This is a genomic window from Kitasatospora setae KM-6054 (assembly GCF_000269985.1).
Classification (GTDB): domain Bacteria; phylum Actinomycetota; class Actinomycetes; order Streptomycetales; family Streptomycetaceae; genus Kitasatospora; species Kitasatospora setae.
In genome coordinates this window covers 5746692-5767074 of sequence record NC_016109.1, presented here as the reverse complement: position 1 = coordinate 5767074, position 20383 = coordinate 5746692, and the positions used below count along the sequence as shown (strand labels likewise).

General features: G+C 74.7%; 13 protein-coding genes. 2 read left to right on the top strand and 11 right to left on the bottom strand.

The genetic code is table 11. From position 1 onward, the window contains the following. Positions 1–246 precede the first annotated feature (246 nt). The gene (locus tag KSE_RS25620) at positions 247–825 is read right to left on the bottom strand and encodes a hypothetical protein (protein ID WP_014138263.1); all 579 of its coding nucleotides are present in this window, start codon (positions 823–825) and stop codon (positions 247–249) included. 471 nt (positions 826–1296) lie between these two features. Further along, complete coding sequence (proS, locus tag KSE_RS25615) at positions 1297–2709, bottom strand: proline--tRNA ligase (RefSeq protein WP_014138262.1); 1413 nt, start codon at positions 2707–2709, stop codon at positions 1297–1299. A 344-nt stretch (positions 2710–3053) separates the two neighbouring features. Here proS and KSE_RS25610 point away from each other — a divergent pair, with 344 nt between their 5' ends. Next, a complete protein-coding gene (locus tag KSE_RS25610) occupies positions 3054–3869 on the top strand; it encodes a class I SAM-dependent methyltransferase (RefSeq protein ID WP_014138261.1) in 816 nt (271 codons plus the stop codon). A 114-nt stretch (positions 3870–3983) separates the two neighbouring features. On the opposite strand, the gene ftsH is transcribed toward KSE_RS25610, so the two are convergent. The 7 genes from ftsH to nsdA all read right to left on the bottom strand — a co-directional run bounded on the left by ftsH (position 3984) and on the right by nsdA (position 14198). Then, the gene (gene ftsH, locus KSE_RS25605; protein WP_033259293.1) at positions 3984–5888 is read right to left on the bottom strand and encodes an ATP-dependent zinc metalloprotease FtsH; all 1905 of its coding nucleotides are present in this window, start codon (positions 5886–5888) and stop codon (positions 3984–3986) included. A 71-nt stretch (positions 5889–5959) separates the two neighbouring features. Continuing rightward, the gene (locus KSE_RS25600; protein WP_106437726.1) at positions 5960–6484 is read right to left on the bottom strand and encodes a GNAT family N-acetyltransferase; all 525 of its coding nucleotides are present in this window, start codon (positions 6482–6484) and stop codon (positions 5960–5962) included. Between the two features lie 128 nt (positions 6485–6612). Then, positions 6613–8172, bottom strand: a complete 1560-nt coding sequence (ffh, locus tag KSE_RS25595; protein WP_014138258.1) for a signal recognition particle protein — start codon at positions 8170–8172, stop codon at positions 6613–6615. Between the two features lie 103 nt (positions 8173–8275). After that, positions 8276–10708: a [protein-PII] uridylyltransferase gene (locus tag KSE_RS25590; protein ID WP_014138257.1), complete on the bottom strand. Its 2433-nt coding sequence runs from the start codon at positions 10706–10708 to the stop codon at positions 8276–8278. A gap of 102 nt (positions 10709–10810) precedes the next feature. Next, complete coding sequence (locus KSE_RS25585; RefSeq protein WP_014138256.1) at positions 10811–11149, bottom strand: P-II family nitrogen regulator; 339 nt, start codon at positions 11147–11149, stop codon at positions 10811–10813. Continuing rightward, entirely contained in the window at positions 11146–12468 is a 1323-nt protein-coding gene (locus KSE_RS25580) for an ammonium transporter (RefSeq protein WP_014138255.1), read from the bottom strand. Before KSE_RS25580 ends, KSE_RS25585 begins: the two co-directional genes overlap by 4 nt. A 272-nt stretch (positions 12469–12740) precedes the next feature. Continuing rightward, positions 12741–14198 carry a transcriptional repressor NsdA gene (gene nsdA, locus KSE_RS25575; RefSeq protein ID WP_014138254.1) on the bottom strand — a complete coding sequence of 486 codons (1458 nt, stop codon included), beginning with the start codon at positions 14196–14198 and terminating at the stop codon, positions 12741–12743. A 448-nt stretch (positions 14199–14646) separates the two neighbouring features. On the opposite strand from nsdA, the gene KSE_RS25570 reads away from it, so the two are divergent. Continuing rightward, positions 14647–15312, top strand: coding sequence for a bifunctional DNA primase/polymerase (locus KSE_RS25570; protein WP_014138253.1), 666 nt, complete (start codon positions 14647–14649; stop codon positions 15310–15312). A gap of 96 nt (positions 15313–15408) precedes the next feature. Here the strand turns inward: KSE_RS25570 and ftsY are convergent, their stop codons facing one another. Together ftsY and smc are read right to left on the bottom strand one after the other, a co-directional pair. Continuing rightward, entirely contained in the window at positions 15409–16659 is a 1251-nt protein-coding gene (gene ftsY, locus KSE_RS25565; protein ID WP_014138252.1) for a signal recognition particle-docking protein FtsY, read from the bottom strand. Positions 16660–16683: 24 nt separating this feature from the next. Next, positions 16684–20352 carry a chromosome segregation protein SMC gene (smc, locus tag KSE_RS25560; RefSeq protein WP_014138251.1) on the bottom strand — a complete coding sequence of 1223 codons (3669 nt, stop codon included), beginning with the start codon at positions 20350–20352 and terminating at the stop codon, positions 16684–16686. Between the last annotated feature and the right edge of the window lie 31 nt (positions 20353–20383).

The following is a 20383-nucleotide window of genomic DNA, read 5'->3' as shown; positions in this document are numbered from 1 at the left end:
AGGTCCCCCCGCACCGCGCCCCCGCGCGGTCCGTGGGGACCTCGGACGTCATCGAAGGACGTCATCGAACCGATCGGCCGGTCGGTCGGCGGCGCTTCCGAGCCCCACGGCCGACCGGGAGGCGGGCACCCCGCCCGCACCCCGCTCGGACATCACTCGGAACCGCGTCCGCCCGACCCCCGTCCGTCCGGGAGCCGCGTCCCTCCCACCCGGACCCCTCCGGACGGTTCGGACGGCCCCGGCGGATCAGGCGATCTTGAACGGCTGCTGGCAGGCGCCGCAGACGATCGCGGCCTGGGCCAGCACGGACGGGACCACGCGGACGTTGCGGCCGCAGCCGCAGACCGCCTTGACCCGGACGCCGCCGCCCGAGGAGCCGTGCCGCGCGGCCGGGCCGCGGAAGGCGCGGTGGTTGCCCTCGCCGGCGACGGCCAGCTGGTGCGCCCCGAGCGCGCGGTCGAGCCGCTCGATGGTCTCGGCGTAGCGGTCGCGGGTCTCGTGCCCCATCGTGACCTGGGAGAAGCCGCTGCTGGCGTGCGGCTCGACCGGGTGGGCCAGGCCCAGCTCGGAGGCGAGCAGCAGGAAGCGGCGGTTGTGGTAGCGGCCGGCCCGCGAGGTGTCGCGGATCTCCCGGGCGGCGGCCAGGCCGTGGGCGGCCTCGTGCAGCAGCCGCTCGAAGTTGAGCTGGGTGCCGCAGGCCGAGGAGGACTCGCCGATCAGCGCCTCGGGCGACGCCAGGTCGGGCAGGTCCCGGTGGTGGGCCTGGATGTCGCTCCAGGCGGCGGCCAGTTCGGCCGCGAGGACGAGGGGCTGTGTCGTGCTCACGCTGTACCAACGATGAGGAGAGAGCCGATGTTCCGCCGGGCACCCGTGTTCGGGAATTCCCAGCGGACTCTCAGGAACGCACTTCCGCGCGCGAATTGCGCGGCTCCGGACTGACGCAAGACCAACCCCCTGCACGTATGGAGCCGGCGGGTTTCGCCGGGCTCTCGGCACCCGCCGCGGAGCCCAACATCCCCGCGACGGACGGCCCGCGACCTGCCTGAAAAATTGACAGGGCCACGGGCCGTATACCGTACCGCTTGCGGGGTACCTCGGGGAGTTGACTGGTCAGTAGTCTCAACTGCCAGCATCCGCCCCGGGTTTCCGGAATACTCCGGCCGCTCTCCCGACCTCGGCCCGGGGCTGCCGCCGCACCGAACCGAGACGCCGAGGCGCCGAGCCGTACCGAGGCGCCGGGCCGATGACGCCGGAGCGCGGTGCGGGATCACGACCCCGCACCGCGCCGCGCCGGGCTCAGTACGCGCGGGCGACCAGCGCGAGGTTGCCGGGCTGGTCGTCGGCGGCCGGCACCGAGCCGTCCTCGGCGATCAGGCAGCGCACCGACACGCCCTGCTCGGCCAGCTTGGCCTCGCCCTCGGGGCCGAGGTCGGCCCAGGAGATCCGGCCCCAGCCGGTGGTCGCGGCCTCGGCGGCCTCGTCGAGGGTCTTGACGTCCACGGTGCGGGCCTCGCGGCGCTCGCGGGACTCGCGCAGCAGCTGCGCCTGGTCCTCCTCCAGGATGCCGGGGACGATCGCGGCCAGGGAGTCGACCGAGACCGGCTCCTTGCCGCCGGCGATCCGGCGGACCAGCATCGCGGTACCGGCCTCCAGGTCGCGCGGGCCGACCTCGATGCGCAGCGGGACGCCCTTGAGCTCCCAGTCGACGGCGCGGCGGCCGAACGGGGTGTCGGTGCGGTCGTCGACGACCACCCGCACGCCCGCCGCCTCCAGCTGGGCGCCGATCTCGCGGACCTTCGCCAGCACCGCGTCCTCGCCCTTGATCGCGAGCACCACGGCCTGCACGGCGGCCAGCCGCGGCGGCACCCGCAGGCCGTTGTCGTCGCCGTGCGACATGATCAGGCCGCCGACCATGCGGGTGGAGACGCCCCAGGAGGTCTGCCAGACGTGCTCGCGCTCGGCGCCCTGCAGCTGGTAGGTGGTGTTGAAGGCCTTGGCGAAGTTCTGGCCCAGCTCGTGGCTGGTGCCCATCTGCAGCGCCTTGCCGTCGCCCATCATCCCTTCCAGGGTGAGGGTGTTGATCGCGCCGGCGAAGCGCTCCTTGGCGGTCTTCCGGCCGAGCACCACGTCGATGCCCAGCACGTTGGTCATGAAGTCGCCGTAGACGTCGGTGTGGATCCGCGAGGCGTACGCGCGGGCGTCCTCGTAGGTGGCGTGGGCGGTGTGGCCCTCCTGCCAGAGGAACTCGGTGGTGCGCAGGAAGACGCGCGGGCGCAGCTCCCAGCGGACCACGTTGGCCCACTGGTTGATCAGCAGCGGCAGGTCGCGGTGGCTCTGCACCCACTTGGAGAAGTACTCGTTGATGATCGTCTCGGAGGTGGGCCGGACGACGACCGGCTCCTCCAGCTCCTTGCCGCCGCCGTGGGTGACCACCGCGAGCTCGGGGGCGAAGCCCTCGACGTGCTCGGCCTCCTTGGTCAGGTAGGACTGCGGGATGAACATCGGGAAGTAGGCGTTCTGGGCGCCCGCCTTCTTGATCCGCGCGTCCATCTCCTGCTGCATCCGCTCCCACAGGCCGTAGCCGTACGGTCGGATGACCATGGTGCCGCGCACCGGACCGTTGTCGGCCAGCTCGGCCTTGTTGATGAGGTCCTGGTACCAGCGGGGGAAGTCTTCCGCCTGGGGGGTGAGAACGGGTGCCTTAGCCATGGGCCGAATGGTACGGAAAACCGGGCCCGGACCGTGAATCCGGCTCACCCCGCCCGCTCACCACCGCCGCCCGCTCCCCCGCCCCGCCCGCTGACCGCCGCCCCCGCCGCCGCCGCCCGCTCCCCCGCCCCGCGGACCCGGAGCCGCCGCCCGCAAACCCGGAACGGCCGACCGGTCGGACCGCACCGCGCCCGCGCACACCCCGGGGCGCACACCCGCGGCGCACGGATACCTGCTCGCACCCCTCTGGACGGCCGGGGCGGCCCGCTGTTCGCTGGGAGAGGGGCCGGGGGGCCGGGCTGCGGGTGCCGCAGCCGATTCCGAGGACCGATTGGGAGGCCGCGATGGCTTCAGCGCAGGTGACCGGCAGCACCGTGGACCGGGTCCGGACGGGCCCGCCGGCGGGGCGGAGCGGTCGGGCGCGGGACTGGGCGGAGATCCAGGAGCGCATGCTCGTCCCCCTCTACCAGGACGTTTACCGCCGGCTCGACGTCGGCGCGGCGACCAGCCTGCTGGGCGTGGGCTGCCGGTCGGGGCTGGCGCTGCTGCTCGCCGAGGGGCGCGGCGCGCAGGTCGCGGGGGTGGAGCCGGACGGCGGGCTGCGGGAGCTCGCGGCGGCCCGCGGACTGCAGGTGGCGCCCGGCGGGGGCGCGGGGGCCCTCGCCCGTTCGGCGCACCCCGTCCCCCGCCCGGCGCACTCCCTGGTGACGGTTTTCGAGCGGCCGCCGACGCCCGCGCTGATCGCCTGGTCGGCGGAGCGCACCCTGCCGGGCGGGCAGTTGGTGGTGGCCTCCTGGGGTCCGGCGGAGCGCTGCGAGAGCGCCGCCGTGCTGGAGGTCGCCCGCCGGCACGCCCCGCTCGCCGCGCCGGACCCGTTCGCGGCGGCCGGCCCGGGCGTGCTGGGCGCGCTGCTGGCCTCGGCGGGGGTGCGCCCGTCCGAGAGCGGCCGGGTGAGCTGCCCGTTCGCCTACGCGGGCCTGGACTCGGCGGTCCGCGGCCTGCTGTCCACCGGCCTGTTCGACCCGGCCGAGGAGGCCGCGGGCGACGCGCCGGTGGCCGCCGAGCTGGCGGAGGCGCTGCGCCCGTACCTGCGGCCGGACGGTTCGGTGCGGATGGTCAACGAGTTCCGCTGGGCGGCGGGCACCCGCCCCCGCACCTGACGACCGGCCCCGCCCGGCCCCGGCCCCCACCCGCCCCCACTCGCCCCCACCCCGGCCCCGCCCCGATCGGCCCCGGAACCGGAACCGGCCTCGGAACCGACCCCGGGCGGAAGCTCAGGACCGGCTGAGCCCGGCCGCGGCGTACGCCGCCTCCTCGTCCAGGGTCTCGGCCTCCAGCAGCGCGGCGGCCAGCGCGTCGAGCCGGTCGCGGTGCCGGTGCAGCAGGGCGACGGCCTCCTCCCAGCATTCGGCGACGATCCGCCGGGCCTCCTCGTCGACCGCGTCCAGCGTGGTGGGGGCGGCGGCCAGGCCGTACGGGGACTGGCTGTCGTTGGGGATGGCGGTGACCCGGCCGACCCGGTCGCTCATGCCCCAGCGGCCGGCCATCGAGCGGGCGATGGTGGTGAGCTGTTCGAGGTCGCTCTCGGCGCCGGTGGTGACGACCCCGTAGACGACCTGTTCGGCGGCCATGCCGCCGAGCGCGCCGATGATCCGGCCGCGCAGGTAGGGCTCGGTGTAGGAGTAGCGGTCGGTGTCGGGGGTGGAGAGGGTGACGCCGAGGGCGCGGCCGCGCGGCACGATGGTGATCTTGCGGACCGGGTCGGCGCCGGGCTGCAGCATGCCGAGCAGGGCGTGTCCGGACTCGTGGAAGGCGGTCCGTTCGCGTTCCTGCTGGGGCATCACCAGCGGGCGGACGGCGCCGAGCTGGACCTTCTCCAGCGCCTCGGAGAGGTTCTCCTGGTCGACGGCGTCCTGCTTGCGCTTGACCGCGATCAGCGCGGCCTCGTTGACCAGGTTGGCCAGGTCGGCGCCGGTCATGCCGGGCGTGGTGCGGGCGACGGTGTCCAGGTCGGTGCCCTCGGCGAGCGGCACCTCGCGGGTGTGGATCCGCAGGATCTGCTCGCGGCCGGTCCGGTCGGGCGGGCTGACGGTGATCCGGCGGTCGAAGCGGCCGGGGCGGAGCAGCGCCGGGTCGAGGATCTCGGCCCGGTTGGTCGCGGCGATCACGATGACGCCCTCGGAGCCGGAGAACCCGTCCATCTCGGTGAGGATCTGGTTGAGGGTCTGCTCGCGCTCGTCGTGGCCGCCCATGCCGCCCCCGCCGCCGCGCTGCCGGCCGATGGTGTCGATCTCGTCGATGAACACGATGGCGGGGGCGACCTTGCGGGCCTCGGAGAACAGTTCGCGGACCCGGCTGGCGCCGACGCCGACGATCATCTCGATGAACTCGGAGGCGGAGGCGGAGAAGAACGGCACGTCGGCCTCGCCGGCGACGGCGCGGGCCAGCAGGGTCTTGCCGGTGCCGGGCGGGCCGGAGAGCAGGACGCCGCGCGGCATCTTGGCGCCGAGCTTCCGGTAGGCCTGCGGGTTCTTCAGGAAGTCGACCACCTCGCTGAGCTCGTCGCGCACCTCGTCGATGCCGGCCACGTCCTTGAAGGTGGTGCGCTTGCCCTGGCTGGTGTCCACCGGCTTCGGCGGGGCCTTGCGGCCGAGCGCGCCGCCGCCGATCCCGCCGGACATCCGGCGGGCGATCAGCACCCAGACGCCGATCAGCAGCAGCATCGGGGCCAGCGAGATCAGCAGGTTCGCCAGGAAGCTGCGCTGCTGCACCACCGGGCGGGCGGTCACCTCGACGTTCTGCGACTGCAGGATGCCCCAGAGGTTGTCGGTGGCGAACGCCGGGCGCTGGGTGGTGAAGTCGGTGTAGTCGCCCTTGCCGTCGTCCGGCTTGGGCTGCTTGTTCTTGAGCGTGCCCTCGATGGCGTCGCCCTTGGCGTAGATCTTGGTGATGTTCCCGCTGTTCAGCTGCTTGTTGAACTCGGTGTACGAGATCGTGGTCGAGCCGCCGTTGCCGAAGAAGCTCAGCAGGATGTCGGACAGCAGGAACACCACCAGGGCGGTGAGGATCAGGCCCGTCCAGCCGCCCGGCATCTTCTTCTTCGGCGGCGGCGGGGGCGGGGCCCCCTCGGACCGCCAGGGCTGGTCGGGGGTCTGGCGCGGCGGCACGGGGTTGCTCACCCATCGGACGATACGGACATCCCGGACGCCGGGCGGTGCGCAACGCCGCGCGGCCGCGCGGCCCCGCCGGGTCAGCGCACCGGGGTCGGCCACTCCTCCGCGGTCAGCGCGAACCGCTCGTGGTCGCGCCAGGCGTCCTGCAGGAACAGCATCCGCGGCGTGAAGCCCTCGTGCCGGAAGCCCAGCCGGCGGGCCAGCGCGATCGACCGCTCGTTGTCCGGCTGCACGTTGATCTCCAGCCGGTGCAGTCCCAGGCCGCCCCGGTCGGCGGGGGTGAAGCAGCGTTCGACGACCAGCCGCATGCCCTCGGTCATCCGTCCGGTCCCGGCGAACGGCTGGTACGAGTCGTAGCCGATCACGCCGTTGCAGAAGCGGGCCATCACGATGTTCGCCACGTTGCACTTGCCGACCAGGCCGCCGGTCTCGGTGTCGACGATCAGGAAGGTGCGCAGCCCGGTGCCCTGTCGGCTGAGCAGGTCCGGCATGCCGTCCGGCTCGACCGGGTTCCACCTCCCGATGTGCGCGGCGGAGCGCCGCACCGCCTCGGCGTAGGGGACGACGTCATCGGGGCGGGGGGATCGGATCGTCACGCGCATACGGGACATCATGGCGCAACGGGACGGCGGAACAGGGGCATGCGAACCGTCCGCACGCGCCTGTCCCGCCGTCGCTGTTCCGCCGTCCCGGGCCCGGCACCCCCGTCGGGGTTGCCGGGGCGGAGGACCTACAGCAGGTCCTTGAACTCCTTGGGGAGGTCGAAGTCGGCCGGGCCCTTGCCGGGCTGGAGGCCGAACGCGCCGCCCGGCGCGGTGCCCTGGCCGGGGCCGAGGGCCTTGCGCTCGGCGGCGGCGGCCTCCTCCTGGGCGCGCTTGAGCGGGTTGCCGCTCTTGCGCTTGCCCTTGGCGACCGGGGCCTTCTTGCCGGAGCGCTTGGCGCCGCCGCCCATCCCGGGGATGCCGGGCATGCCGGGGATGCCCTTGCCGGAGGCCATCGCGGACATCATCTTGCGGGCCTCGAAGAACCGCTCGACCAGGCCGGAGACCTCGCCGACCTGGACGCCGGAGCCCTTGGCGATGCGCAGCCGGCGCGAGCCGTTGATCAGCTTCGGGTCGGAGCGCTCGGCCGGGGTCATCGACTTGATGATCGCGCCGACCCGGTTGACGTCCTTGTCGTCCAGGTTGTTGATCTGGTCGCGGATCTGGCCCATGCCGGGGAGCATGCCGAGCAGCTTGGAGATCGAGCCCATCTTCTGGACCTGCTCCAGCTGCGACAGGAAGTCGTCGAGCGTGAAGTCCTTGCCGCCGCCCTGGAGCTTGGCGGCCATCTTCTCGGCCTCGGCCTGCGAGAAGGTCTGCTCGGCCTTCTCGATCAGCGAGAGGACGTCGCCCATGCCGAGGATGCGCGAGGCCATCCGGTCGGGGTGGAAGGCGTCGAAGTCGTCGACCTTCTCGCCGTTGGAGGCGAACATGATCTGGCGGCCGGTGACGTGCGCGACCGAGAGCGCGGCACCGCCGCGCGCGTCGCCGTCGAGCTTGGAGAGCACGACGCCGGTGAAGTCGACGCCCTCCAGGAAGGCCTGGGCGGTGGTGACCGCGTCCTGGCCGACCATGGCGTCGACCACGAACAGGACCTCGTCCGGGTCGATCGCGGCCCGGATGTCGGCGGCCTGCCGCATCAGTTCGGCGTCGATGCCGAGGCGGCCGGCGGTGTCGACGATGACGACGTCGTACTGCTTCTGCTTGGCGTACTCGATCGAGTCGCGGGCGACCTGCACCGGGTCGCCGACGCCGTTGCCGGGCTGCGGGCCGTAGAAGGCGACGCCGGCCCGCTCGGCGACCACGCCGAGCTGGGTGACGGCGTTGGGGCGCTGGAGGTCGCAGGCGACCAGCAGCGGGGTGTGCTTCTGGCTCTTCAGCCAGTGGCCGAGCTTTCCGGCCAGCGTGGTCTTGCCGGCGCCCTGGAGGCCGGCCAGCATGATCACGGTCGGGCCGGTCTTGGCGAACCGCAGGCGGCGGGTCTCGCCGCCGAGGATGCTGATCAGCTCCTCGTTGACGATCTTGATGATCTGCTGGGCCGGGTTCAGCGCGCCGGAGACCTCGGAGCCCAGGGCCCGGTCCTTGACCTGCTTGATGAAGGCGCGGACCACGGGGAGCGCGACGTCCGCCTCCAGCAGGGCGATCCGGATCTCGCGCGCGGTGGCGTCGATGTCCGCCTCGCTGAGACGGCCCTTGCCCCGGAGGTTCTTGAACGTCGCTGCGAGGCGGTCGGAGAGAGTGTCGAACACGTCGGTCGCGGGTCCCTTGCGGCATCGAGTACGGGTACTGTCGTCGCCCCCAAGGGTAGCCGTACCCCCGGCGGGCGGTCCGCGCCCCTGCGCGAACAGCGGGTCAGCGCTCCTCCAGGGCCTCCCGGACGGCCCGCGCGACCTGCTCGGCGCGGTCCGCCGCCAGCGGCCGGCCGTCCGGCGAGGTGAGGTAGAACGCGTCGACGGCCTCCGCCCCGAGGGTGGAGACGTGCGCGGTGCGGACCCGGACGCCGGCGGCGTCCAGGGCCCGGCCGATCCGGTGCAGCAGGCCGGGCGCGTCGTGCGCCCGGACCTCCAGCACGGTGGCGGAGCGCGAGGCGTCGTGCGGGGCGACGGTGACCACCGGCGGCGGGGTGCTGATGCCGCGCCGGCGGGGCGCGGCGGCGTCGCGCTCGGCGAGCCTGCGGGTGACGTCGAGCGAGCCGTCCAGGGCGCGGCGCAGGTCGGCGCGGAGCCGGGCCGCCTCGGGCAGGTCGCCGTACTCGGCGGCGACCGTCCAGGACAGCAGCAGGACCGGCCCGGCGCCGACCGGGTCGAGCTCGCGCAGCCCGGCCTTGCGGACGGCGAGCCGGTGCACGGCGAGCACGCCGGCCACGGTGCCGAGCAGGCCGGGGCGGTCCGGGATGGCCAGGGTCAGTTCGACGCCCATCGGCTCGCCGCCGTCCGCCGCCGGTTCGGCGTGGGCGGTCAGGGCGAGCGCGGGCCCGCCGGTGCGGGCGGCCTCGACGGCGAGCCGCTCCTGGTCGGCGGTGACCTCGGGGTCGGCGGCGGGCGGCCGGGTGTCGCCGGCCAGCCGGGCGGCGGTGCGCTCGACCAGGGTGGCGACCAGCGAGGCCCGCCAGCTCGACCAGGCGGCCGGGCCGGTGGCGGTGGCGTCGGCCTCGGTGAGGGCGTGCAGCAGTTCCAGGTGGGCCTGGGTGCCGACGGTCTTGGCGATCAGGTCGGCGGTGGCGGGGTCGTCGGGGTCGCGCCGGGTGGCGGTGTCGACCAGCGTCAGGTGGTGGCGCACCAGCAGCGCGAGGGTGTCGGTGTCGCGCTTGCCGAAGCCCATCCGGACGGCCACGTCGCGGACGATCACCTCGCCGGCCTCGGAGTGGTCGCCGGGCCAGCCCTTGCCGAGGTCGTGCAGCAGGGCGGCGACCAGCAGCAGGTCGGGGCGGGCGGTGCGGCGGGTCATCGCGGCGGCCCGGACGGCGGTCTCGATCAGGTGCCGGTCGACGGTCCAGCGGTGCACGGCGTTGCGCTGCGGCCGACAGCGGACCCGCTCCCAGTCCGGCAGCATCCGGCTGATCAGGCCCTCGGCCTCCAGCGCCTCCCAGACCGGCAGGCACGCCTCGCCCGCGCCGAGCAGGGTGACCAGCTGCTCGCGGGCCTCGTCCGGCCAGGGCACCGGCAGCGGGGCGGCCTCGGCGGCCAGCCGGCGGACGGTGGCGTAGCCGACGGCCAGCCCGGCCTGGGCGGCCGCGGCGGCGGCCCGCAGCGGCAGCACCGGGTCGGCGGCCGGCCGGGCGGCCTGGGCGAGCACCGCCTCGCCGTCCTGCTCGACCACGCCCTCGGCGAGCGGGCGGCGCTCCGGCGCGGCCGGGCCCGCCGGGGCGCGCCGGGCGCCGTTGAACGGGAAGCCGAACCGGACGGCGCGGCGGGGCGCGGCCCGGCGCCGCTCGGCCAGCACCCGGTCGACGGTGCGCCAGGTGACGTCGGAGGCGTACGCGACGGTGCGGGCGGCCTGGTAGACCTGCCGCAGCAGGGTGTCGGCGTCGAGCACGCCGAGCCGTTCGGCGACCTGGTCCTGGTCCTGCAGCGAGAGCCGCTCGGTGGCCCGGCCGGTGGCCAGGTGCAGCGCGTCGCGGACGTCGGCGAGGGTGCGGGCGGCGGCGTCCAGGCCGTCCCGGGGGGCGTCGGCGAGCCAGGTGGCGGCGACGGCGTTCAGCGCGACCAGGTCGCGCAGGCCGCCGCGGGCCTCCTTGAGGTCGGGTTCGAGCAGGAAGGACAGCTCGCCGTGCCGCTCGGCCCGGGCCCGGCCGAGTTCGCGCAGCTCGGGCAGCCGCTCGGGGGCGGCGGCCCGCCAGTCGGCCAGCACGGCGGAGCGCAGCTCGGCGGTGAGCTGCGGGTCGCCGGCCAGGTGGCGGGCGTCGAGCAGGCCGAGCTGGGCCTTGAGGTCCTCGGCGGCGACCTTGCGGGCCTCGGCGGGGGTGCGGACGGCGTGGTCGAGGGCGACGCCGCTGTCCCAGACCGGGTACCAGACGCGTTCGGCCAGGTCGGCGGCGAGCGGCCCCTCGTGCAGCAGCAGCACGTCCAGGTCGCTGCGCGGGGAGAGCTCGCCGCGGCCGTAGCCGCCGACGGCGACCAGGGCGGTGCGGGCGGGGGCGCCGGCCGTCCGGTAGAGGCCGGCCAGCCAGTCGTCGGTGAGCCGGGCCAGCGCGGCGCGCCGCCGCGGGCCGGCCGCGGCGGGGTCGGCCAGCAGGCGGGCGCGTTCGGCCGGGTAGCCGTACTCGGCGGGGTCGGTGCTGCTCACGTCTGCTCCCGTGCGTGCTGGTGCCGGATACGCCTTCGGCGGACCTGCCGCGTGGGCAGGTCCGCCAGGAGGGTTTTCAGCGGTGGTTCTCAGCGCTGGTGATCAGAGGGCGTCGGGTCCGCGCTCGCCGGTGCGGACCCGGACGGCGGTCTCGACCGGGACGGACCAGACCTTGCCGTCGCCGATCTTGCCGGTGCGGGCCGCCTTGACGACCACGTCGATCAGCTGCTCGGCGTCCTCGTCGTCGACCAGTATCTCGATCCGGACCTTGGGGACCAGGTCGACGGTGTACTCGGCGCCCCGGTAGACCTCGGTGTGGCCGCGCTGCCGGCCGTACCCGCTGGCCTCGGTGACGGTCAGGCCGTGCACCCCGAAGGCCTGCAGGGCGTCCTTGACCTCGTCCAGCCGGTGCGGCTTGATGACGGCGGTGATCAGCTTCATCGGGCGTCGACCTCGGTCTTCTCGGCGGGGACGGCCACCGGAGCGGCCTGGGTGCGGGCCAGGCTGGCGCCGACGGCGGTGAAGTCGTAGGCGGACTCGGCGTGCTCGGCCTGGTCGATGCCGGAGACCTCGACGTCCTCGGCGACCCGGAACCCGATGGTCTTCTGGATCGCCTGGCCCAGCAGCCAGGAGAGCACGAACGAGTAGACCAGGACGACGACCACGCCGAGCGCCTGCTTGCCGAGCTGCTCCAGGCCGCCGCCGTAGAACAGGCCGGACGCGGTCTGGCCGACGTGGCCGGTGGCGAAGAGGCCGATCAGCAGCGAGCCGACGACGCCGCCGACCAGGTGGACGCCGACCACGTCGAGCGAGTCGTCGAAGCCGAACCGGTACTTCAGGCTGATCGCCGCGGCGCACAGCGCGCCGGCGATCAGGCCGATCGCGATCGAGCCGAGCGGGGAGACCGAGCCGCAGGCCGGGGTGATCGCGACCAGGCCGGCCACCGCGCCGGAGGCGGCGCCGAGGGTGGTGAACGCGCCGTGCCGGATCTTCTCGTACGCCAGCCAGCCGAGGACGGCGGCGGCGGTGGCGACCTGGGTGTTGACGAAGGCCATGCCCGCGACGCCGTTGGCGGCCAGCGCCGAGCCCGCGTTGAAGCCGAACCAGCCGAACCACAGCAGGCCGGAGCCGAGCATCACCAGCGGCAGGCTGTGCGGGCGCATCGGGTCCTTCTTGAAGCCGATCCGCTTGCCCAGCACCAGCGCCAGGGCCAGGCCCGCCGCGCCGGCGTTGATGTGCACCGCGGTGCCGCCGGCGAAGTCGATCACGCCGTTGCGGTCGCCGAGCCAGCCGCCGTTGCCGCCGTCGAAGAAGAACACCCAGTGCGCGACCGGGAAGTACACGATGGTCACCCAGAGCGCCACGAACAGGCTCCAGGCGGCGAACTTCGCCCGGTCCGCGATGGCGCCGCTGATCAGCGCCGGGGTGATGATCGCGAACATCAGCTGGAAGGCCGCGAAGCCGGTCACCGGGATCGTCCCGGTCAGCGCGTTCAGGTCGATGCCGCGCATGCCCAGGTAGTCGAGGTTGCCGATCAGGCCCGCCCCGGCGTCCGGCCCGAAGGCCAGCGTGTAGCCGTACAGGACCCAGAGCACCGTGACGATGGCCAGTGAGATGAAGCTCATCACCAGCATGTTGAGGGTGCTCTTGACCCTGACCATGCCTCCGTAGAAGAAGGCCAGGCCCGGGGTCATCAACATGACCAGGGCCGCACAGATGAACACAAAGGCGGTATCGCCCGCGCTGAAGCCGTCCGGCATCGGCGTCTCCTCCGAAATGAGAGCCGCACCACGCCGGGATACCTGTCCCGTGCCGTCCCGGCGTGTCGGCGATGAGAGGAGAGTGCCGAAGGCGGGTTTCCGCCGATGCGGCCAGGTGTTTCGCCGCAGTGACGCGGGCGACGGGCCCGTTACGGGCGCGTGAACCACGGCTGGTGACGCGTACTGGACAGCCCGTGCCATACTGCCGCGGCCGTCCGTACGGGGGGGAGCGGACGGCCGCGGCGACGGGCGGCGGAGGGGGCGCGCTGGGGTCAGACCACCGAGACGAACTCCGGGATGTCCTGCACCACGCGGTCGGCCAGCCGGTCCACCCCGGGCGCGCCGCGGAAGTCCCGACTGGCGGCCTCGGAGGTCTTCCGGACCCGGGTGTTCAGCCGCTCGGAACGCACCTTCTTGGCGATGTCGACCGCCTCCTCGCAGTACTTCGCCGCGTCCTCCGGCTCGTTCTGCAGCAGCCGCACCGAGCCCATCCCGACCAGGTTGAACGCGTAGGTGCGGACGTGGTCGCCGTCCTCCCGGAACAGGTCGACCGCCTCGGTGATCAGCGGCTCGGCGGCCTTGGCCATCGCCACGCCGCGGTCCGAGGTGTAGGCGAGGTCCCGGTAGGAGTGCCCGTTCTCCGCGCACAGCTCGGCGTACGAGAAGAACCGGAGCCAGTTCGGCGTCTCCTCGTTGGTCTCCCGGATGTCGCTGAAGGTGTCCTCGGAGAGCCGCACCGCGCGGGCGCAGCGGTTGACCTCGCCGATGGTGGAGTACGCCCGCGCCTCCATCGCGTACAGCAGCGACTGCTGGCGGGCGGTGGCGGTGTCCCGGCTGCCGTACTGGGCGAGGTGGATCAGCTCCAGCGCGTCCTCGCCGCGGTTGAGGTGGATCATCTGGCGGCTCATGTCGGTCAGCACGTGCGCGCCGAACGGGCGGTCGCCGGCCTCCTTGGCCGCGTGCAGCGCCAGCACGTAGTACTTCTGGGCGCTCGGGTGCATGCCCACGTCGTACGACATGAAGCCCGCCAGGTGGGCGAGTTCGGCGGTGATCCGGAACAGCCGCTTGGTGGTCGCCTCGGGGTAGCTCTCCTGCAACAGGTCGGTGACCTCGTGGAGTTGGCCGACCACCGCCTTGCGGCGCAGGCCGCCGCCGTTCTGCGCGTCCCACTTCCGGAACATCTCGGTGGTCTGCTCCAGCAGCTGCATCTCCGGCTCGGAGAGCCGACCGGAGAAGTGGTCGCCGCCGCTGGCCGCGGCCAGGATCGGGGTGGGCGCGCCGTTCGGGCCGGGCGTCAGCCAGCGCTGCATCGGCTCGATCAGCGCCGCGCCGGCCGTCAGCGCCAGCGAAGTGCCGAGGAAGCCCCGGCGGTTGAGCATCAGGTCGCTGCGCGAGTACTCGCTGATCGCCTGGACGGTCTGCTGCGGGCTCCAGGGCAGGTCCACCCCGCTGCCGGCGGTGGTCACCTGGACCACCGCGCGCAGGCCGAGGTCCTCGACCGAGACGACCGAGCCGAAGCGCTCGGAGAACAGCTCCGACATGATCTTCGGGATCGGCTCGCGCGGCTGCTCGCCGTCCAGCCAGCGACGCACCCGCGAGGTGTCCGTGGAGACGTGGTGCGCGCCGATCTGCCGCGCCCTGCGGTTCACTTGGCGTGCCAGCTCGCCCTTCGACCAGCCGCTGCGCGCGAACCACGAGCCCAGCTTCTCGTTCGGCTGCTTCTCACCCATGGGACCGTCCCCATCCCGCCCCGAACCCGGGGCCCCGCTTCGCCCTGACCCGTTTCCATCGCCGCCCGCGTGACCGGTCGGCTGCGTTCCGTATTGCGCATGCCGAACGTAGCGCCCCTCCGCCATCCGGGGGAGCAACGTCGGAGAAACGCCACCTTTCGCCACCCCCAAGAGTGAACTACCGGACGCCCGGCCGCGCTTCACTGGAAGTCAGCTCGGCATGACCGCGGCACATGCCCGGACCAGACGGCACCCGACGGAGGCACGCGTGCGGCAACGACGATCCGGCATCCGAAGCGCCGGTGCAAGGCGCCTGCTGGCCCGCGCGACCCGGATCGGCGCGCGCCGGTCCGCGCGCGCCTCCAGCGCGCCACGCACCACGCGTCCGCGGGGCGACGCACCGTCACCTTCCCGTAACCAGCGGCGACCGGAACCGGTTGGGGGTGGCATGGACAAGCTCTTCGGCACCCTGCGGCTCACCCCCCTCGGCGCCCGCCGCCGCACCCGGCCCACCGCGCTGCAGACCGCCGCCGAGTACTCCGGCCGCTGGGGCTGGACGCTGGCCGTCGGCAGCCCGACCGCGCGCCCGGGCACCGCCTGCGACTGCGGCGCCGCGCGGTGCGCCGCGCCCAACCTGCACCTGCGGGTCGGCCCGGTGATCGCCCCCGGCGCCACCGCCGCCGAGCTGGCCGCCCGATGTCCGGAGGGCGCCCCGCTGCTGCTGCCCACCGGCCACCAGTTCGACGTGCTGGACGTGCCGGCCCAGCCCGGCCTGCAGGCGCTGGTCCGGCTGGAGCGGATGGGCACCCAGGTCGGCCCGGTGCTGGCCTCCCCGGCCGGCCGGCTGCTGCTCTTCGTCGCCCCCGGCACCGCCGAGCGGCTGCCCGACCTGCTCTACCGGATGGGCTGGGACGACGCCTCGCTCGACCTCGCCTGCCACGGCCTCGGCTCCTACCTGGCCGCCCCGCCGACCCCGCTCGGCCCGCTCGGCCCGATGCGCTGGCTGCGCCGCCCGGCCGCCGACACCGCCCCGCCGGAGGCCCGCCTGCTGCTCGGCACGCTGGCGTACGCCTGCCACCGCACCCGGGACCGCGAGACCGAGTTCGCCAGCTGAGGCCCCGCGGGCGTCCCGGGAACGGCGCGAGGTCCGTCCCAGGAGGGCGACTCCCTCCTCGAACGGACCTCGTCGGCGGGCGACGACCGCCGGGGCTCAGCCCAGCAGGGCGTCCACGAACGCGCCCGGCTCGAACGGCGCGAGGTCGTCCGCGCCCTCGCCGAGGCCGATCAGCTTGACCGGGACGCCCAGTTCGCGCTGCACCGAGATGACGATGCCGCCCTTCGCGGTGCCGTCGAGCTTGGTGAGCACGATGCCGGTGATGTCGACCACCTCGGCGAACACCCGGGCCTGCACCAGGCCGTTCTGGCCGGTGGTGGCGTCCAGCACGAGCAGCACCTCGTCGACCGGGCCGTGCTTCTCGACGACCCGCTTGACCTTGCCCAGCTCGTCCATCAGGCCGGTCTTGGTGTGCAGCCGGCCCGCGGTGTCGACCAGGACGGTGTCGACGCCGTCCGCGATGCCCTGCTTGACGGCGTCGAAGGCGACGGACGCGGGGTCGCCGCCCTCGGGGCCGCGCACGGTGTGCGCGCCGACCCGCTCGCCCCAGGTCTGCAGCTGGTCGGCGGCGGCGGCGCGGAAGGTGTCGGCGGCGCCGAGCACGACCTTCCGGCCGTCGGCGACCAGGACCCGGGCGAGCTTGCCGGTGGTGGTGGTCTTGCCGACGCCGTTGACGCCGACCACCAGCACCACGGCCGGGCCGTCCCCGTGCTTGACCGAGCGGACGGTGCGGTCGGCCTCGGTGCCGATCAGCTTGACCAGCTCCTCCCGGAGCAGGCCGCGCAGCTCGTCGGGGGTGCGGGTGCCGAGGACCTTGACCCGGGTGCGCAGGTTGTCGACCAGCTCCTGGGTGGCGCCGACGCCGACGTCCGCGGTGAGCAGGGTCTCCTCGATCTCCTCCCAGGTGTCCTCGTCGAGGCGGTCCCGGGAGAGCAGCGTGAGCAGGCCCTTGCCGAGGGTCGACTGCGAGCGGGAGAGCCGGGAGCGCAGCCGCACCAGGCGGCCGGCGGTGGGCTCCGGCACCTCGATCGCGGGCGCGGCCTCGGCCTCCTCGGCGCGCACCTCCTCGGCGGTCCCGGGCTCGGCGGCCTCGGGCTGGGCGGTCCCGGGCTCGGCGGTCTCGGGCTGGGCGGTCTCGGGGGCCTCGGGGGCCTCGGGTGCCTGTGCCTCGGCGGGCGGGGCCTTCACCTGCTCCGGCTTCGCCGCTTCCGGCTCGGCGGGCGCGGTGACGGTCGGCCGCGGGCTCGGCTGGTCCAGTTCTCTGCGTCGTTTGCCGGAGACGACGAGTCCGGTGATCGCGCCGATGGCGACCACCGCAATGACAACGGCAAGGATCACGTATTCCATAACCCGTCCAGTATCACGTAGCGCCTAGGCCGGTCCCGGTTGCGCGGGCTCCGGCGCCGTCCTGTGCCCGTCCGGGGCCCCGCCGTGCGGCCCGTCCGCGCGCTCCTGTCCGGGCACCCGCAGCCGCTGGCTGATCACCTGCGAGATGCCGTCGCCCTTCATGGTGACGCCGTAGAGGGCGTCGGCGGACTCCATGGTGAGCTTCTGGTGGGTGATGACGATCAGCTGGGAGCTCTCCCGCAGCTCCTCCATGATCCCGACCAGCCGCCGCAGGTTGGTCTCGTCGAGCGCGGCCTCGACCTCGTCCATGACGTAGAACGGGCTGGGCCTGGCCTTGAAGATCGACACCAGCAGGGCGACGGCGGTGAGCGAGCGCTCGCCGCCGGAGAGCAGCGAGAGCCGCTTGACCTTCTTGCCGGGCGGCCGGGCCTCGACCTCCACGCCGGTGGTGAGCATGTTCTCCGGGTCGGTGAGCAGCAGCCGGCCCTCGCCGCCGGGGAACAGCCGGGCGAAGACGCCCTCGAACTGGGCGGCGGTGTCGTGGTAGGCGGCGGTGAACAGCTGCTCGACCCGGGTGTCGACGTCGCGGACGATGTCCATCAGGTCGCGGCGGCTCTTGCGCAGGTCGTCGAGCTGTTCGCCGAGGAACCGGTGCCTGGCCTCCAGCGCGGCGAACTCCTCCAGCGCGAGCGGGTTGACCTTGCCGAGCTGCTGGTGGGCGCGCTCGGCGGCCTTGAGCCGCCGCTCGACCTCGGCCCGGACGTACGGGCGGGCGCCGTCCCCGGCGTCCCCGCCGTCCCCGCCGTCCCCGGCGTCCTCGGCGGCGGGCTCGGCGCCGTCCGCGGGCGGCGGGGGCGGGACGGGCTGGTCGGGGCCGTAGCCGGCCAGGAGTTCGGCGGCGGCGATGCCGAACTCCTCCAGCGCCCGGGACTCCAGCTGTTCGATCCGCATCCGCTTCTCGGCGCGCAGCACCTCGTCGCGGTGGCCGGCGTCGACCAGCCGGTCGAGTTCGGCCTTGAGCGCGCGGCCGTGCTCGCGGAACTGCCGCAGTTCGGCCTCCCGGACGGCCCGGTCGGCCTCGACGGCGGCGCGTTCGGTCTCGGCGGCGGCGAGGGTCTCCTCGATCCGGCCGAGCAGGTGGCGGGCGCCGGTGGCGACGGCGCCGGCGGTGGCGCCCTCGCGGCGGGCGCGGTCGCGGCGTTCGGCGGCGCGGGCGCGGGCCTCGCGTTCGGCGCGGGCGGCGCGGTCGAGCTGGTCGGCCCGGCCGGCCAGGTTGCGGACCCGCTCCTCGTGGGTGCGGACGGCGAGCCTGGCCTCCGTCTCGGCCTGCCGGGCGGCGGAGGCGGCGAGGGCGAGCCGGTCGCGTTCGGCGGGGTCGGGTTCGTCCTCGCCGCCGTCGGCGATCTCCTCGGCGGCGGCCAGCCGGGCGGCGGACTCCTCGGCGGCGGCGCGGGCCCCGGCGAGGGCGTCGGCGGCGGCGGCCGCGGCGGCCGCGGTGCGTTCGGCCTCGTCGGCGGCGGCCCGGGCGGCGCCGCCGGAGCGGCCGAGGGCGCCGGCGAGTTCGGCCCGGCGCCGTTCGCCCTGGCGCCGCAGGGCGGCCAGCCGCTCGGTCTCGGCGGCGAGTTCGGCGCGCAGCTCGCGGGCGGCGGCGAGTTCGGCGGCCAGCCGTTCGCAGCGGGCGGCGAGTTCCTCGATGCCGCGGGCGGCCTCGGCGACGGCGGCCCGGGTCTCCAGCGGGCTGGGCGCGCCGGGCGAGCCGCCCTGGGCGAGGGCGGCGGAGAACAGGTCGCCGGCCCGGGTGACGGCCTGCCAGTCGGGGTCGGCGGCGATCAACTCCCGTGCGGTGTCGAGGTCTTCGACGACGGCGGTACGGGCCAGCAGTCGGCGGGCGGCGGCCGCCGGGCCGGGCGGGCCGTCGACCAGTTCGCCGGCCCACCGCGCGCCCGCGCTCGTGGCCGGGGTCGGCGGGACGGGCCGGGCCGGCGCGTCGGCGATCAGCAGCGCGGCGCGGCCGGCGTCCTCGGCGCGCAGCCGGTCGAGCGCGTCGGCGGCGGCGGCCGGATCGGTGACGGCGACGGCTTCGGCGGCGGCGCCGAGCGCGGCGGCCACCGCGAGTTCGAACCCGGTTGCGACGGTGAGGAGTTCGGCGACGGGGCCGAGGACGCCGGGGCGGCCGAGCAGGGCGCCGCTGCCGTCCTTGCGGCGCAGGCCGAGGGCGAGGGCGTCGTGCCGGGCGGTGAGCGCGGCGCGTTCCTGTTCGGCGGCGGCGAGCGCGTCGCGGGCGGTCGAGGCGGCGCGTTCGGCGTCCCGGTGGGCCGCGCGGGCGCGGTCGTGCCGTTCCTCGGCCTCCTGCTCGTCCGCGGTGAACTCGGCGCCCCGCTCGCTGAGGTGCTGGTGTTCGGCGCGGGCGGCTTCGGCGCGCAGCAGCGCCTCGTCGCGGGCGGTGGCGAGCCGGTCGGTCTCGGCCTCGGCGGCGGCGGCCCGGGTGCGGGCGGCGGCGGCGGTGCCCTGGAGCCGGGCGAGGCCCTCGCGGCGGTCGGCGATGGCGCGGGCGGCGGCCTTGAGCCGGGTCTCCTCGTCGGCGAGGGCGCGTTCGAGGTCGGCGCGTTCCTCGGTGGCCTCGGCCAGCGCGTACCGGGCCTGTTCGAGGGCCTCCTCGAGGGCGGCCTCGTCCTCGCGGACCCGGGCGGCCTCGCGTTCGAGGTCCTCGGGGTCGCGGCCGCGGCGTTCCTCCAGCTGGCCCGCGGTGGCGGCGGCGCGGATCCGGGCCTCGGCGAGGCCGATGGTGCCGCGGGTGCGCTCGGCGAGCGAGGAGAGCCGGTACCAGGTCTGCCGGGCGGCCTCCAGGGCGGGCCCGAGCTGCTCGACCTGGGCCTCCAGGACGGCTTCGCGCTGGATGGCGGCGGCGAGTTCCTGTTCGACGGTGGTGCGGCGGAGCTTCAGCGCGAGTTCGTCGGCGACCTCGGCCTCGACGGCGCGGCGCAGCGTGAGCAGGTCGTCGGCGAGCAGCCGCAGCCGGGCGTCGCGCAGTTCGGCCTGGATCCCGGCGGCCCGGCGGGCGATCCTCGCCTGGCGGCCGAGCGGGCCGAGCTGGCGGCGCAGTTCGGCGACCAGGTCCTGGACCCGGTTGAGGTTGGTCTGCATCGCGTCGAGTTTCCGCAGCGCCTTCTCCTTGCGCTTGCGGTGCTTGAGGACGCCGGCCGCCTCCTCGATGAAGGCGCGCCGTCCCATCGGGTCGGCGTGCAGCACGGAGTCGAGCTGGCCCTGGCCGACGATGACGTGCATCTCCCGGCCGATGCCGGAGTCGGAGAGCAGTTCCTGGATGTCGAGCAGTCGGCAGACGGTGCCGTTGAGCGCGTACTCGCTGCCGCCGTTGCGGAACATCGTCCGGGTGATGGTGACTTCGGAGTAGTCGATGGGCAGCGCGCCGTCGGTGTTGTCGATGGTGAGGCTGACCTCGGCGCGGCCGAGCGGGGGGCGGCCGCTGGTGCCGGCGAAGATGACGTCCTCCATCTTGCCGCCGCGCAGCGACTTGGCGCCCTGTTCGCCCATCACCCAGGAGAGCGCGTCGACGACGTTGGACTTGCCGGAGCCGTTGGGGCCGACCACGCAGGTGATGCCGGGTTCGAAGCGCAGGGTGGTCGCCGAGGCGAAGGACTTGAACCCGCGCAGGGTCAGGCTCTTGAGGTGCACCCGACCGTCCTCCTCGCCGTAGCCCGTGCCC